Annotated in this window: 14 protein-coding genes (1 of these 14 running past the window's edge); 5 read left to right on the top strand and 9 right to left on the bottom strand. The window is 58.7% G+C overall.

Annotation, left to right across the window (positions count from 1 at the left end; all coding sequences use genetic code 11):
• Both rapA and rluA read left to right on the top strand, forming a co-directional pair.
• Window positions 1-1,661, top strand: the 3' portion of a protein-coding gene (rapA, locus tag FE240_RS01100) for an RNA polymerase-associated protein RapA (protein ID WP_193003050.1). 1,207 nt of this gene lie to the left of the window's left edge; the window shows 1,661 of its 2,868 coding nt (coding positions 1,208-2,868); the start codon falls outside the window, past its left edge; it ends in the stop codon at window positions 1,659-1,661.
• A 17-nt stretch (window positions 1,662-1,678) separates the two neighbouring features.
• Entirely contained in the window at window positions 1,679-2,338 is a 660-nt protein-coding gene (rluA, locus tag FE240_RS01095; RefSeq protein ID WP_193003049.1) for a bifunctional tRNA pseudouridine(32) synthase/23S rRNA pseudouridine(746) synthase RluA, read from the top strand.
• Between the two features lie 51 nt (window positions 2,339-2,389).
• Here rluA and FE240_RS01090 read toward each other — a convergent pair whose 3' ends face one another.
• The 7 genes from FE240_RS01090 to FE240_RS01060 all read right to left on the bottom strand — a co-directional run bounded on the left by FE240_RS01090 (window position 2,390) and on the right by FE240_RS01060 (window position 9,054).
• A complete protein-coding gene (locus FE240_RS01090) occupies window positions 2,390-2,578 on the bottom strand; it encodes a hypothetical protein (RefSeq protein ID WP_193003048.1) in 189 nt (62 codons plus the stop codon).
• A gap of 283 nt (window positions 2,579-2,861) precedes the next feature.
• The gene (locus FE240_RS01085) at window positions 2,862-3,230 is read right to left on the bottom strand and encodes a hypothetical protein (RefSeq protein WP_193003047.1); all 369 of its coding nucleotides are present in this window, start codon (window positions 3,228-3,230) and stop codon (window positions 2,862-2,864) included.
• Between the two features lie 83 nt (window positions 3,231-3,313).
• Window positions 3,314-4,666, bottom strand: a complete 1,353-nt coding sequence (ltrA, locus tag FE240_RS01080; protein WP_226798928.1) for a group II intron reverse transcriptase/maturase — start codon at window positions 4,664-4,666, stop codon at window positions 3,314-3,316.
• A gap of 29 nt (window positions 4,667-4,695) precedes the next feature.
• Window positions 4,696-5,613 carry an IS5 family transposase gene (locus FE240_RS01075; protein ID WP_193000518.1) on the bottom strand — a complete coding sequence of 306 codons (918 nt, stop codon included), beginning with the start codon at window positions 5,611-5,613 and terminating at the stop codon, window positions 4,696-4,698.
• Between the two features lie 58 nt (window positions 5,614-5,671).
• Entirely contained in the window at window positions 5,672-6,040 is a 369-nt protein-coding gene (locus FE240_RS01070) for a reverse transcriptase N-terminal domain-containing protein (protein WP_226798926.1), read from the bottom strand.
• A 1,041-nt stretch (window positions 6,041-7,081) separates the two neighbouring features.
• The gene (gene groL / locus FE240_RS01065; RefSeq protein ID WP_042048850.1) at window positions 7,082-8,719 is read right to left on the bottom strand and encodes a chaperonin GroEL; all 1,638 of its coding nucleotides are present in this window, start codon (window positions 8,717-8,719) and stop codon (window positions 7,082-7,084) included.
• A gap of 41 nt (window positions 8,720-8,760) precedes the next feature.
• On the bottom strand, window positions 8,761-9,054 hold the full coding sequence (locus FE240_RS01060; RefSeq protein ID WP_005340573.1) for a co-chaperone GroES: 294 nt from the start codon (window positions 9,052-9,054) through the stop codon (window positions 8,761-8,763).
• Between the two features lie 244 nt (window positions 9,055-9,298).
• Here FE240_RS01060 and FE240_RS01055 point away from each other — a divergent pair, with 244 nt between their 5' ends.
• Window positions 9,299-10,585 carry an MATE family efflux transporter gene (locus FE240_RS01055; RefSeq protein ID WP_404800069.1) on the top strand — a complete coding sequence of 429 codons (1,287 nt, stop codon included), beginning with the start codon at window positions 9,299-9,301 and terminating at the stop codon, window positions 10,583-10,585.
• Window positions 10,586-10,639: 54 nt separating this feature from the next.
• On the opposite strand, the gene FE240_RS01050 is transcribed toward FE240_RS01055, so the two are convergent.
• Window positions 10,640-11,080: an FxsA family protein gene (locus tag FE240_RS01050; protein ID WP_193003045.1), complete on the bottom strand. Its 441-nt coding sequence runs from the start codon at window positions 11,078-11,080 to the stop codon at window positions 10,640-10,642.
• A 384-nt stretch (window positions 11,081-11,464) separates the two neighbouring features.
• On the opposite strand from FE240_RS01050, the gene aspA reads away from it, so the two are divergent.
• Window positions 11,465-12,904 carry an aspartate ammonia-lyase gene (gene aspA, locus FE240_RS01045; RefSeq protein WP_193003044.1) on the top strand — a complete coding sequence of 480 codons (1,440 nt, stop codon included), beginning with the start codon at window positions 11,465-11,467 and terminating at the stop codon, window positions 12,902-12,904.
• A 127-nt stretch (window positions 12,905-13,031) separates the two neighbouring features.
• On the top strand, window positions 13,032-14,351 hold the full coding sequence (locus tag FE240_RS01040; RefSeq protein ID WP_193003043.1) for an anaerobic C4-dicarboxylate transporter: 1,320 nt from the start codon (window positions 13,032-13,034) through the stop codon (window positions 14,349-14,351).
• 58 nt (window positions 14,352-14,409) lie between these two features.
• On the opposite strand, the gene mdtH is transcribed toward FE240_RS01040, so the two are convergent.
• Window positions 14,410-15,606, bottom strand: coding sequence for a multidrug efflux MFS transporter MdtH (gene mdtH, locus FE240_RS01035; RefSeq protein ID WP_193003042.1), 1,197 nt, complete (start codon window positions 15,604-15,606; stop codon window positions 14,410-14,412).
• Window positions 15,607-15,672: the final 66 nt, after the last annotated feature.

Raw genomic sequence — 15,672 nt, 5'->3', positions numbered from 1 at the left:
TGCTGTTTCGTAACAGCCGCGCCAACATCCAAGGGTTCCCGGAGCGCCACCTCAACGTCTATCCCATGGCGCTGCCAGAACAATACAAGACCGCCATCAAAGTGATGGGCATGATGGGCAGCAACAGCGGCGACTTGCAAACACGCGCCCTGCGCTATCTCTATCCCGAAAAGATCTTCCAGCAGTTCGAAGGCGACAACGCCAGCTGGACTCAATTCGACCCCCGTGTCGACTGGCTGCTGGAGCTGCTGCTCTCGGCTCGCCAACAGAAGGTACTGGTGATTTGCTCCGAAGCGGCCACCGCCATCGCGCTGGAAGAGGCCGTTCGTACCCGTGAGGGGATCCGCGCCGCCGTCTTCCATGAAGGCATGTCCCTCATCGAACGCGACAAGGCTGCCGCCTACTTTGCGCAAGTTGAAGGGGGGGCCCAAGTACTACTCTGCTCCGAAATCGGCTCGGAAGGGCGTAACTTCCAGTTTGCCAGCCATCTGGTGCTGTTCGATCTGCCGCTGAACCCGGATCTGCTGGAGCAGCGCATCGGCCGACTGGATCGTATCGGCCAGCGCAATACGGTAGAACTCCACGTCCCCTATCTGGAAGGCACCTCCCAACGCGCCCTGCTGCGCTGGTATCACGCCGGTCTCGATGCCTTCGAGCAGACCTGTCCAACCGCCCGTCCGATTTTCGAAGAGGTGCGCGAGGAGCTGTTCACCCTGCTCGCGGCCAATGACAGCGCCGACGACGCGCTCGATGCCTTGCTCGAGCGTACTCGCGCCATCCACGAGCCGCTCAAGGCCAGGTTGGAATCAGGCCGGGATCGCCTGCTCGAGATCCATTCCAGTGGCGGTGACAAGGCCAATGCGCTGGTCGAGCTGCTGGCGGCCGAGGATGATGACACCGCCATGGTGGCCTTCGCCCTCAATATGTTCGACGAAATCGGCATCAATCAGGACGATCGTGGCGAGAATGCTCTGGTTCTCACCCCGGGAGATCATATGTTGGTCCCCAGTTTCCCGGGCCTGCCCCAGGACGGCATGACGGTCACCTTCGACCGCGAGACGGCGCTCTCTCGTGACGACATGGCGTTTGTCTCTTGGGATCACCCCATGCTGCGCGGTGGCATTGACCTGATCCTGGGCTCCGAGATTGGCTCAACCTCGGTGGCACTGCTGAAGAACAAGGCGTTACCGGTCGGCTCCACTCTGCTCGAGCTGGTGTTTGTGGCCGAATCGGCTAGCCATCCCCAGCTCTATCGCTTCATGCCGCCGACGCCGATCCGCCTGCTGCTGGACAAAAACGGGAATAACCTGGGTGAAAAGGTGCCTTTCGAAACCTTTAACCGTCAGCTCACACCGGTCAACCGCCACCTGGGCAGCAAGCTGGTGACCACCTCCCAGCCGCTGATCCACGGTCTCATCGGCAAGGGTCAGGAGATTGCAGAGACCCTCAAGGTCAAGATCACCGACGACGCCCGCACCCGCATGAGTCATACCTTGCAGCAGGAGCTGGCCCGTTTGACCGAGCTCAAGGCGGTCAACCCGAACGTGCGTGACAGCGAGCTGGCCTATGTGGCCGACTTGGAGGCAGAATTGCTCCATCTGATTGACCAGACCCAGCTCAAGCTGGACGCCATCCGCTTCATCGTGGTCACCCACCAGTAACAGACAGAGCGAGAGAGATGATCGACTACAACCCGCCCAAGGAGCCCTGGCTCGAGATCTTGTATCAGGATCGCGACATCATGGTGGTTAACAAACCCACCGGCCTGCTGAGCGTGCCCGGCCGTGGCGCCGCGTATGAAGACAGTGTGCTGTGGCGCGTGCAGCAGGAGGGGTTTCCACGAGCGGCAGCGGCCCATCGTCTCGACATGGCGACCAGCGGGGTCATCGTCGTACCGCTCACCCCCAACGCCCACCGGGAGTTAAGCCGCCAGTTTCGCGAGCGTGAAACCGACAAGCACTATCTGGCCTGGGTATGGGGTGAAATGAGTGAGGAGAGTGGTCAGGTCGACCTGCCCCTGTGCGTCGACTGGCCCAACCGCCCCCGGCAGAAGGTGGATTTTGAAGAGGGGCGCAACGCACTCACCCTCTGGCAGAAGCTGAAAGTAGAGCATGGCAACACACTCGTGAAGCTGACCCCCATCACCGGACGCTCGCACCAGTTACGGGTACACATGCTGGAGCTGGGTCATCCCATACTGGGGGACAATCTCTACGCCCACCCGCAGGCATTGGCGGCGGCCCCGCACCTCTATCTGCACGCGGCTCGCCTTGAGATAAGCCATCCACGCAGTGGCGAGCGTATCGCCTTCGAGGCGCCAGCCCCTTTCCCGCTCTGAACACGACCCATGAAAAAGCCTCGGCTAATGCCGAGGCTTTTTTTAATCACATCACACCTTGATATTGATGTGGCTGCCGAGCGTACCACTGCTGGAAGGCTGCGGCGCCGGTGCAGACTGCGCAGCCGATTCCAGCAACGCCAGGGCAGCCTGGCCTTGTTGCTCCTGCTGCTTCTTCGCAAGGCTCGCGACCATCACTTCCTGGCCATAGCTGGCAGAGACGGATCCGGATATTTCCATGGTTTACCTCCTGTCCAACACCATTATCGGCCGGCATGCTGACTTCATGATGACTTTATCGCCCCCCCTCCCGCACAGGTCCCCCGGAGGGAAAACCGTCCACAAAAAAAGGGCCCTGACGGGCCCTTTTTGAGAGTGCGGGTAGAGAGGCTGTCGGGTAGCAGGAGCACATTGCTGTTCCCCCGCCCCCTAAGAACCGTACGTGCAAGTTTCCCCGCATACGGCTCAAGCCTTTATAAGTCCATACCATGGCATGGACCAGCGACATAGATGAGACTTGAGATTACTTTATGGCAACCCATATGGAGACAGCAGCTGCGACGAGTCCAACGAGGATAACGAGTTCACGATATACCTGTTTCCACCCAGTTAGCTTTTGCCACCACCCTTTCTTTTGCTCGTGATAGTCGATCATGGCTTGTCGTCCCTCGAGTGTAATCTTGGGACTGAGGTAGCACCTCCCCGTGTCAGCACTTGCATCCTTAGCCTCAGCCAGACCTGCGCTGAGTAATTCCGCGAATGCGTCTATGTTGAACTCGGGAGATTCATCCACCCCATCGGCCAGTGAGCCATCAGCAAGCATCTTAAGTATCTGGGCGTGCTCTTCTGTAATCATCGAGCCTCCGTTCGGGTTGTCGAGCAACAAGGACACATACGACACCATATCTCTCAGCCAAATATAGCAGACTGAACGCTAATATGTGTTTGACCATGCATGTTGACCCGGTCCTGTGTTCATCTCGGCAAATTATGCACCTGCCGGTGGCAGTTCGGGTGCAACATCATCAAGTTCTCGGCCTCGTCCCCGCCGCCCTCTGTCTTCCGGATGATGTGGTGGATATCCCAATCCTCATCATCTTTGAACATCTGGCCGCAGATCGGACACCTGTGGTTTTGGCGCTCCCAGATCAACCGCAGTTTGCCTTGCTGTAGTTTGTTCTCCTTCCAGAGCTTGATTTGCCTCTGTTCGAAATACAGCTCGTCGCTACGATCGAAGGGATTGGCCTCCGCCCTGATCTTGATGTGCCGCTTGATCGGGGTCTCTTTGCTCTTGAGCAGCCGAACTGGCTTGCCCTCGGCATCGAAACTCTGGAATACCCAGTGCTCACCGCCCACCGAATGAAAGTATTTCTCCTTCACCCAGCGTTTATTGCGGTTCTGGTGCCTGCGACAGCACCAGCGCCAGAGTAGTTTCCAGACCCGGTAGTCCACATAGCCAAAGCTCTCTTTGGCAACCACATGACGGTGGTAGTTGGCCCAACCCCGAATAACCGGGTTGAGCAACCGGATCAACACGTCCTGCTTGACCATCAGATTGCCTCTGACGATTGCTCGAATCTTCTGGAGGTGTGTACGCAAGTTCTTCTTACTCGGCTTGATCAACATCTTGCCGTGATACTTACGCAGGTTTTGCCCCAGAAAATCGAAACCGTCCGTGATGTGCGTGATCACCGTTTTCTCCGGTGACAGCGCCAGCCCCCGTTCTGCCATAAAGGCCTCGACCAGGGGTTTGATCTCATCTTCCAGCAGCTCTTTCGAGATACCGGTGATGATGAAGTCATCGGCGTAGCGCACATAGTTGACCTTGGTCTTATAGCTGGCTTTGGTGTTCTTGCGCCCAAAATGAGCTTCGAGCACCGCCTCCAGTCCATCCAGCGCCAGATTGGCCAACACCGGTGAGATGATCCCCCCTTGCGGAGTTCCTGCCTCAGTCGGGAACAGACGGTTGGACTCCATGAATCCCGCCTTCAGCCACTTTCCGAGCACCTGTTTATCCAACGGTATGTTGGCAAGTAACCAGTCGTGGCTGATGTTGTCAAAGCACCCCTTGATATCACCCTCCAACACCCACTCGGCCGAGTTACCCCGGCTGAGATTGACGAAGCACTGCTCAATCGCATCTGCCGTCGAGCGCATGGGGCGAAAGCCATAGCTGTTGCGATCTGCGGTAGTCTCCGACACAGGTTCGAGTGCCAGCAGGTAAAGTGCCTGCATCGCCCGATCCAGCATGGTCGGTATCCCCAAAGGACGACGTTTACCGTTGGCCTTGGGGATGTAGACGGCGTTGTTTCCCAAATCAGCCAGCAAGTCATGACGTTCCCAGCCCAGGGTGAGCGCTACACTCGGGGCTTTCTGACAGGTAGGCCAAGGGTATTCAGTTTGTTCATCGCACACACGTAGGCCATGACCTCTCCCACTTGACCGTTGTAGTTACGCAGACTGATTTTCCCCGTCAGCAACTGTTTGAACCGGTACATCGCCGTCTCTGCCAGCGAGCGACGGTGATACCCCGATATCTTCTTCCAGTGCGCCAACCCTTCCTTGCGCATCACCAGCACAGCCTCATTTCTTGGATGCCCCTTTTTCCAGAGCCCCGCACTCTTGCGAGGCGGGATACAGGCTATCGCCCCTTTGCGCGAGATAAGCTGATGGCTGGCCTTGCTGTCATAGGCGCCATCTGCATAAACACGCCCCAGCTTACGCCGCAGAGGGTTAAGCAAGGTGGGCAACACCTCAGCATCATGGACATTTTCCAGCGAGACTTCCGCCGCCACGATATCGTGGCTCACCGGGTCTACCGCCAGATGCAACTTGCGCCACACTCGCCGCTTCTCAGCGCCATGTTTTCTAACCTTCCACTCGCCTTCGCCAAACACCTTCAGGCCAGTCGAGTCGATAACCAGGTCGGTGATGCGCCCCTTGCTGGGCTGCCGATAGGTCACGGTCACCGTGCGGGCCCGCTTGCTGACACAGCTATAGTCCGGTGCGCACAACGGCACATTCATCAACTCGAACAGGGAGTCGAATAGTCCCTGAGTAGCCCGCAGAGTGAGGTTGAAAATTCCCTTGAGCATCAGGAAGGTACAGATGGTCTGGTCAGTGTAAAGCTGGCTGCGGCCCCGCCGCCCATGATGGTCGTGGTAGAGCCAGTTGTTCATGACTTCGGCATCAACCCAGAAGGTGAGTGAACCTCGGTTAATCAAAGACTTGTTGTATTTAGGCCAATTGGTGATGGGGTGAAGCGACTTGCCCATAATGCAGACTTGAAGAGGATGGTGGTGATCAGATCACCAAGTCCTCTGTTAGTTCCATTCAAGCTGCATCGATTTGGGAAACAACGCCGATGTAGACCCGACGTAACGGCTTGGGCCGGTAGCCCGTGCGCGTCAGCCTGCCTATTGCTCGCCATTTGGCTTCTGGAGTACTCCACAACTCCCTGTCTACACCAGGCGTTTTCTTGCCCCGGTTTTCGGTGACTCGTTTCACTGCCAATGCCTTGGCTGCAAACGAGCGAGTCAGCATCCGTTGCAAGGCTTTTACCTTGCGCCAGCGCCGCTCTTTAGTCGCCTTCGCGATCCGTACCTGTAGCCCCCGAACCTGCCGCGTCACTCGATACCAGTCGATGGTATGCCAGCTCTGCGGTGGGCCGGAGAATGCAGGTACTGTTGTTGCTGTACTCATCTTGCTACTCTCCTCAGTGCTTTGTTGAGAAAGCCCCGAGCAGGTAACAGACGGATCATCCCCTTGCGGGAGTGATGTCTGCTCCCGCAAGGGTTCGGGCGAAAACGGCTGTCACCGTTTCGCCCACTTTCATCTCACTGTGGGCGCTTTACACGCCTTCACACGATTAAAGACCAGTTGGAAGTGGGCCCCGTTTCCGGTGGAGGAACCTTTAACCCCCTATCCACCCCATTACAGGGTGGCCTTCGCTTTTTCCAACCTCCTATACCCGCACCCTCGACAGCTCTCCTTGCGGATTGCCTGCCCCGTCAAAGCGGGGCAAAGATACGGGTTTTCCAAGTTCCGTGCCGATGACACGAGTCACTTAGGTCCTGCCAGTACACCGAAGGCGTGATGGCAACGTATCCCCAGATGTAAGAGGGATAGCCAGCCTTGTACCTTTTGGTCAGAGCGCGTCAGTAGCTTGCGCTCATTGCGGCTGACGGTGCTTGTTAGCAGTTCACATAATGTTGACCATATGACCCAGCCTAGCCTCTCATTCACCTGCTACTGGTGAAATCGCCGGGCGACCTCGCGGTCACATCGGCCCCTAGCGGGGAGTACATTGTCAGGAAGCTTCGCACCCCACCGTTACCGGTGACGCACTACCCCTAGGCTACTGTTGGTTGCACAACAGGTTCCGCTCGGACAGACAGCGATGGCTACGACCATCAAGGGCTACCGTGGAACAATCATCAGACACAGCTTCGCACCGGCAGGTGCTCAAGCTTTTGATAGACACGAGTATTCCCGTTACCTCGCTGCCTCACAGAGAGGCAACTTCAACGTGTATCGTACGCTTGCGCGGGGATACAGGCTTTCGCCCATACCTGAAATCGGACTCCACGTAGTGGAGACCGATATTCGGGCCTGGAACAAGCCCGAATATCGGGTTTTCTCAAATGCTATTTCGGCGGGAGGGTAGTGACCACCACTGTAAAAAGTTAGTGGTCACTATGGACGTAGCCCGCTCGGTTAGCTACCTACGCGACTCTCGTCGCACTACATCATGCCGCCCATACCACCCATGCCACCCATGTCCGGCATGGCCGGCGCATCCTTCTTCGGCAGGTCGGTCACCATGCACTCGGTGGTGATCATCAGACCGGCGATGGAGGAGGCAAATTGCAGGGCAGAGCGGGTCACCTTGGTCGGATCCAGGATGCCCATCTCCAGCATGTCGCCATACTGCTCGGAGTAAGCGTTGTAGCCGTAGTTGCCTTCGCCGCTCTTCACCGCATTGGCAATCACAGAGGCTTCTTCACCGGCGTTGATGACGATCTGACGCAGCGGGGCTTCCATGGCACGCAGAGCAACCTTGATACCCACGTTCTGATCTTCGTTGTCGCCACGCAGGCCGGCCAGCTTGGCCGCAACGCGAACCAGCGCCACGCCACCACCGGCAACCACACCTTCTTCTACCGCAGCGCGGGTCGCGTGCAGGGCGTCATCGACGCGGGCTTTCTTCTCTTTCATCTCGACTTCGGTGGCAGCGCCCACCTTGATCACCGCAACACCGCCGGCCAGCTTGGCCACGCGCTCTTGCAGCTTCTCGCGATCGTAGTCGGAGGAAGTCTCTTCGATCTGCTGACGGATCTGAGCCACACGGCTCTGGATCAGGGCGGCATCACCGACACCATCGATGATGGTGGTGTTCTCTTTGGTGATGACGATGCGCTTGGCGCGGCCCAGATCTTCCAGTGCCGCCTTCTCCAGCTCCATGCCCACTTCTTCGGAGATGACGGTACCGCCAGTCAGGATGGCGATATCTTGCAGCATGGCCTTGCGACGGTCACCAAAGCCCGGCGCCTTGACGGCAGCAACCTTGACGATGCCACGCATGGTGTTGACCACCAGGGTCGCCAAGGCTTCGCCTTCCACGTCTTCGGCAACGATCAGCAGCGGCTTGCCTGCTTTGGCAACGCCTTCCAGTACCGGCAGCATTTCGCGGATGTTGGAGACCTTCTTGTCGACCAGCAGGATGAAGGGATCATCCAGCTCGACAGAGCCGGTTTCCGGCTTGTTGACGAAGTACGGAGAGAGGTAGCCGCGGTCGAACTGCATGCCTTCTACCACAGCCAGTTCGTCGTCCAGGCCTTGACCATCTTCGACGGTGATGACGCCGTCACGACCGACCTTGTCCATGGCTTCTGCAATCAGCTTGCCCACTTTCTCGTCGGAGTTAGCGGAGATGGTGCCCACCTGAGCGATGGCATTGTTGTCGGCACAGGGCTGGGACAGGGTTTGCAGCTCGGCAACGGCGGCCACAACGGCCTTGTCGATACCGCGCTTCAGATCCATCGGGTTCATGCCGGCGGCGACTGCCTTCAGGCCTTCGTTGACGATGGCCTGAGCCAGTACAGTCGCGGTGGTGGTACCGTCACCGGCGGCGTCGTTCGCCTTGGAGGCCACTTCCTTCACCATCTGGGCGCCCATGTTCTGGAACTTGTCTTCCAGCTCGATCTCACGAGCAACAGAGACGCCATCCTTGGTGATGGTCGGGGCACCGAAGGACTTATCCAGCACCACGTTACGGCCTTTCGGGCCCAGCGTCACTTTAACGGCATCGGCCAGGATGTTGACGCCTTCCAGCATCTTGATACGGGCTTCGTTGCCAAATTTAACGTCTTTTGCAGCCATCTTGTTCAATCCTTATCAATGAATTCGGGACAGGGGTGAAATTACTCTTCGACAATCGCCAGGATGTCGGTCTCAGACAGGATCAGCACGTCCTGACCATCCAACTTCTCGGTCTTGACGCCATAACCCTCGTTGAAGATGACCTTGTCACCCACCTTAACGGCCAAAGCCTTAACCTCACCGTTATCCAGAATTCGACCAGTGCCCACGGCCAGAACTTCACCACGGGTGGACTTCTGGGCCGCAGTACCAGTCAAGACAATGCCGCCAGCAGATTTGGCTTCGGCTTCGATGCGCTTGATGATGACGCGGTCGTGCAGTGGACGAATTTTCATCGATAACTCTCCCAAAATGAGTCTTCTTTGTTTGGTGATACTGGCCATTCCTGGCCAACTCTTTGATGTTTCCAGATGTGGGGGCACAAGCCGCCCCTTCAAGGGCAGATACAAAAAAAATTTTTTCACGTACCATGAAATCTTGTTTATCGAGCCCCGGCATCGCCCAACACCAACCTTGCACTCACCCAATCCACTCCACCATGCCCCCATCCCCACCCTGCTGGCCCGTCTGACCGGCCCCATGCTGCTGGGGATTGTGGCGATCCACGCCTTCAATCTGATCGATACCTTCTTCATCGGCATGCTCGGCACCGACGCGCTGGCGGCGGTGAGCTTTACCTTTCCCGTCACCTTCGTGATCACCTCACTGGCCATGGGACTGGGGGCCGGTCTCTCCGCCGTATTGGGGCACACCCTCGGTCAGGGGCGCCATGAAGAGGCAGCCCGCTTCACCACCGATGCGCTGTTTCTCGCCGTGCTGCTGATTGTCGTGTTGGCCCCTCTCGGGGCGCTCACCATCACCCCACTGTTTCGTCTGCTCGGCGCCAGCGGCCCCCTGATCGCCCTCATCCACGACTACATGGCGATCTGGTACCTGACCATGCCCCTGCTGGTACTGCCCATGGTCGGCAACGCGGCCATGCGCGCCACCGGGGATACCAGAACCCCCAGTCTGATCATGGCCATGGCGGGGCTGCTCAACGGCCTGCTCGATCCCCTGCTTATCTTCGGCTGGGGGCCACTGCCGGCCTTAGGTATCAAGGGGGCTGCCATCGCCAGCTCCCTTTCCTGGCTGATGGCAACCCTGGGGAGCCTGCACATTCTCTATCGCCGTGAACAGTTGCTGCGCTTGCAACTCTCGGCAAAACCACAACTTTTGCTCCACTGGCAAGCCATGCTGCATGTGGCGCTACCTGCGGCTTTCACCAATATGCTCAACCCGCTCGCCAATGCCCTGTTGATGGTGCTTTTCGCCGGCCTGGGAACGGAGGCGGTGGCGGCCTACGGCGCTGCATCGCGAGTCGAAGCCCTGCTGCTCATCGTCATGATGGCGCTCTCCTCCGTGCTGGCCCCTTTCGTTTCACAAAACACCGGCGCTGGCCACCCACTGCGGGCGCGCGCCGCATTGATGCTGGCGATGCGCTTTGCCATCGTGTTCCAGCTCCTGCTCTACGCCATGCTCTGGCTGCTCGCGCCCTACATAGGCCCGCTCTTTAGCCGCAACCCCGCTGTGATAGGGGCCATCACTCTCTATCTTTCGCTGGTTCCGCTCGGTTATGGCTGCCAGGCGCTGGTCATGTTGCTGGCCTCGGCCCTCAACGGCGTGCGGGCCTCAGCCATCTCCTTGCTGTTCAACAGCCTGCGCCTGTTCGGCTTCCTGCTGCCGGCCGCCTGGATCGGTGCCAAGCTCGGGGGACTAGGTGGCATCTATACCGGCATACTGCTGGCCAACCTAGCCGTCGGCATCCTGGCCTATCTCTATGCCCTCACCCGCTTCGAGCCACTGTGCCGGCGCCGCTGCCCATAATAAAAAGCGGAGCCTGTGGCTCCGCTTTTTATGGCGATGAGGGCAAGTTTCATCTCAATCCTTACGCTCATACTCCCCCTCGATGGTGTGCCCATCGGAAGGCCGCTGGCCCGTCGGGCCATCGAAGGGGCCACCACGAACCGTGAAATGGCCTGATCCCATCAGCTTGTCGGCAAGGCGGTTACGCAGCGCCGGTTGCAGCAGCAACACCGCCACGATATCGGTGACAAAGCCGGGGATAATCAGCAGCAGCCCCGCTAGGGCCAGCATCATGCCACTCATTACCTCCCGCCCCGGTAGTTCACCCAATTGCATCTTGTGCTGGGCCTCCATCAAGGTGCGCAACCCCTGGCTGCGCACCAGCGAGGAGCCCACCAACGCGGTCAAAATCACCAGCGCCACGGTCGGTAGGGCGCCGATGACGGAGCCCACCTTGATGAGCACCACCATCTCTAACAGGGCCAGCCCAACCAGCCCGAGCAACAATTTTCCCATGAAGACCTCAATAATGGATGGTGGGGTAACCCCCCGCTCTTATCACCAATATGGGGGGGGGATGGAACGCTTTTCAAGCGCCACCGTTTCATCCATTGCGCCGAAGCGCCACAATTTATGGTGCAAGCGGGTGATGCGAAAGATAAGCTTTTGTATAACAGGCAAATAAAAATTTGAGGATGCTTAAATTTTGTCGTGAATCATCAAATTTAGTGATCCAAGTCTGATTAGAGTTACCCCCAATGAGATAACATCCCCTTCAGCTGTTGGGGTTTTACCCACTCTCCCACACTATGTGTAATGCTTCAGGACGATTCTCTGCGCAAGGAACACGCAATCACACGGTGAGGAATGTTCAATCCGTTTCATTTCTGAGGCAAAACAATGAGCGACATCAAAAACGTCCGCATTGAGGAAGACCTGCTGGGCACCAAAGAAGTATCCAATGATTTTTACTATGGCGTGCACACTCAGCGTGCCATCGAGAACTTCAAGATCAGCTCTCAGAAAATCTCCGACGTCCCTGAATTTGTCCGCGGCATGGTTCTCACCAAAAAGGCCGCAGCCCTCGCCAACGGCGAACTGGGCACCATCCGTCCGGACATCGCCGACAAGATCGTCGAAGCCTGCGACGTCATGCTCAACACCGGCAAATGCTTTGATCAATTCCCGATCGACGTCTTCCAGGGCGGCGCCGGTACCTCCGTCAACATGAACACCAACGAAGTGCTGGCCAACATCGCCCTCGAGCTGATGGGTCTGGAGAAGGGCCGCTATGACGTGGTCAACCCCAATGACCACGTCAACAAGTGCCAGTCGACCAACGACGCCTACCCGACCGGTTTCCGCGTTGCCGTGGTCAACAGCACCGACGTCACCCTGGCCGCACTGGAAACCCTGATCGCCGCCTTCGATGCCAAGGCCTCCGAATTCAAGAGCGTGCTGAAGATGGGCCGTACCCAGCTGCAGGATGCCGTGCCCATGACTCTGGGCCAGGAGTTCCACGCCTTCGCCGTCACCCTGCGTGAAGAGATCAAGTCCATCAAGCGCTGCCAAGAGCTGCTGCTGGAAGTGAACCTGGGCGCCACCGCCATCGGTACCGGCCTGAACACCCCGCCCGAGTACTCTGCCCTGGCCATTCGTCGCCTGGCCGAGATCACCGGTCGTGCCTATGTGCCGGCTGAAGATCTGATCGAAGCCACCTCCGACTGCGGCGCCTATGTCATGCTGCACGGCGCCATCAAGCGTCTGGCCATGAAGCTCTCCAAGATCTGTAACGATCTGCGTCTGCTCTCCTCCGGCCCGCGTACCGCGCTCAAAGAGATCAACCTGCCGGAAATGCAGGCGGGTTCCTCCATCATGCCGGCCAAGGTCAACCCGGTTATCCCGGAAGTGGTCAACCAGGCCTGCTTCAAGGTCTTCGGTAACGACGTGACCATCACCTTCGCCGCCGAAGCCGGTCAGCTGCAACTGAACGTCATGGAGCCGGTGATCGGCCAGGCCATGTTCGAATCCCTGAGCCTGATGGAGAAGGCGTGCATCTCCCTGCGCGAGAAGTGCGTGGAAGGCATCACCGCCAACCCGGAAATCTGCCGCAATCACGTGCTGAACTCCATCGGTATCGTGACCTACCTGAACCCCTTCATCGGTCACCACGAAGGGGACATCGTCGGTAAAATCTGTGCCCAGACCGGCAAGAACGTGCGTGAGGTTGTCCTCGAGCGCGGTCTGCTGACCCCGGAACAGCTCGACGAGATCCTCTCTATCGACAACCTGATGAACCCGCAGTACAAGGCCAAGCGCTATACCCGCGAAACCGCCTAAATTGCTTGAAGGGGTGGGCTGATGCCCACCCCTTGAGAGCCGTTTTCCGAATGTCTCTGCTACAGCACAGTCGGAAAACGGCTTTTTGAGTTAGTACACTAAAAAATCAAAAAATGGAGTTAACACTATGATTGGCATTGAGTTACTGGTCGTGCTCGCAGCGATCTATCTGGGCGCCCGGATAGGTAGCATAGGGATCGGTTTTGCCGGTGGTTTAGGGGTACTGGTGCTGACCTGGGGCCTCGGGGTGCAGATCCCGGGTGACCAACTGGTCAGCTACATCCCCTGGGACGTGATCATGATCATCGCGTCCGTCATCTGCGCCATCGCCTGCATGCAGTTGGCTGGCGGGATGGACTATCTGGTGCACCTGGCTGAAAAAGCCCTGCGCAAGAACCCCAAATACATCACCTTCGCCGCCCCCGTGGTCACCTACCTGATGACCATGCTGGCCGGTACCGGCCACACCGCCTTCTCCACCCTGCCGGTGATCGCCGAAGTGGCCAAGGAGCAGGGCATCCGTCCGTCCCGTCCGCTCTCCATCGCGGTCGTCGCCTCCCAGATCGCCATCACCGCCTCGCCGATCTCGGCGGCCGTCGTGGCCTTCTCCGGCATGCTTGAGCCGTTTGGTGTGGACTATCTGACCCTGCTGGCCATCTGCATCCCCTCCACCTTCATCGCCTGTATCCTGGGAGCCTTTGTTGCCAACATGCTGGGCAAGCCGCTGGAGCAAGATGAAGTCTACCTGGAGCGCAAGGCCAAGGGCCTGATCAAGCTGCGCGGTAGCACCCAGCTCGAGATCAAACCCTACGCCAAGCTGTCGGTCTGGATCTTCATTGCCGCCATCGTCGCGGTCATGGCCTATGCCACCGCCATCTCCGGTAAAGTGGGCCTCATCACCAACCCGCCGATCCCCCGCGACGGCGCCATCATGGGCATCATGCTGGCCGCGGCCACCATCATGACCCTGCTCTGCAAACTGGACGTGACCCAGGTGACCAACATGCCGACCTTCAAGTCCGGTATGTCCGCCTGTATCTGCGTACTGGGTGTGGCCTGGCTCGGCAACGTCTTCGTGAAGGGCAACATGGACACCATCCAGCTCATCGCCGGCGACCTGCTGAACCAGTACTCCTGGCTGCTGGCCGTGGTGCTGTTCTTCGCTGCCATGCTGCTCTACTCCCAAGGCGCCACCACCAAGGCACTGATGCCGGCCGCCCTGGCACTGGGTGTCAGCCCGCTGACCGCCATCGCCTCCTTCGCCGCCGTAAGCGCCCTGTTCGTACTGCCGACCTACCCGACCCTGCTGGCCGCGGTCGAGATGGACGACACCGGCTCCACCCGTATCGGCAAGGCGGTGTTCAACCACCCCTTCTTCGTCCCGGGTGTGGCCACCATCGCCATCGCCGTGGCGCTGGGCTTCTTCTTTGGCGGCATGATGATCTAATCTGCCAATCGCAACAAAAATGCCGACCCAAGGGTCGGCATTTTTTTATGGGCCAAGCTCAGGCCAGCGCGCGGATGCTCAACTCGGGGCGGCGAACAAAACAACGCGCCAGCAGCAGCATGGTCGCGATACCGATGGTGCCGAGCACCAACCAAGGCAGATCCGGCTGCCCCTGCGCCAGGGCTACATCGTAGAGCGAGCCGCCCCCCACGTACCCCGTCATCCCCCCGATGGCCAGCCCCAACCGGCTAAATCCCATATAACTGCCACGGGCGGCCGGATGAGCCAGCTTGGTCATCAGGGTCTCGCGAGCCGGCTCGCAGATGATGATGCCAAGATAAAAGCAGGCCAACAGGGCAAACACCCCTGGCAGGGTATGGGCAAACGCCACCAGCCCGATGCCGATGGTCATCATCAGCACTCCGGCCATCAGACGATTCTCCAGCCGAAAACGCCGCTCACTGAAGCGCGCTATCGGGTAGAGCAGCGCCAGCGAGAGGGCGGTCTCAAGGCAATACATCCAGCCCACCGCCGTCGTGGTCCCCGCCATCTGCTTGACCAAGATCGGGAAGATCAGCATCACCTGAACCCACAGCATGTAGTAGCCACTCAGCACCAGCACCAACCGGCAGAAGGCGCGGTCGGCCAGCACTTGGCCGAGCCCCTCCCACATCGGCGTCGGCTTGACCGAGAGGCGATAGGCCGGCAGCAACACGGCGTTGCACAGCGCCGCCAACATGAAGAGCGCCGCCCCAAGCAGGCAGACGTAGGTGAAGTCAAAGCGCAGCAGCCAACTGCCGAGCAGCGCCCCCAGCACGGCGCCGGCACTCTCAAGCATCATCAGCAGTGAGATAAAGCGACCACGCTGATGGGGACGGGTGAACTTGATGACCAACGCGGCGCGCGGCGGATCGAATAGGCATCCCCCCAATCCGGAGAGAAAACAGGAGAAGATCAGCATGGCGCCGCTGTCGGCCCAGGCCAGCGAGGCAAACCCGGCCGCCCGCAGCAACATTCCAGCGACGATGAGCGGGCGGGCCCCGAAGCGATCGGCAAGCGACCCGCCGAAAATGCCGAGCCCCTGCTGGGTCAACTGGCGCAGTCCGAGCGCCAGCCCCACCAGACCGGCGGCCCAACCCAGTTGATCCACAAAACGCAGGCTGATCATCGGCATCACCACAAAGAACCCGAGGATCACCAGCGTGGTGTCCAGTGCCAAAAACCAGCGCCCCCAATACCTTGCCTTATCGACCATGACCACCTCTCACACACTCAGGAAGTCATTGTGCGGTGGCATCAGATATAGTGGTAGACGACAACT

The sequence above is a fragment of the Aeromonas simiae genome, from assembly GCF_014892695.1.
GTDB classification, from domain to species: Bacteria; Pseudomonadota; Gammaproteobacteria; order Enterobacterales; family Aeromonadaceae; genus Aeromonas; species Aeromonas simiae.
The sequence above is the reverse complement of the archived record's forward strand: the minus strand, read 5'-3'. Positions and strand labels throughout refer to the sequence as shown.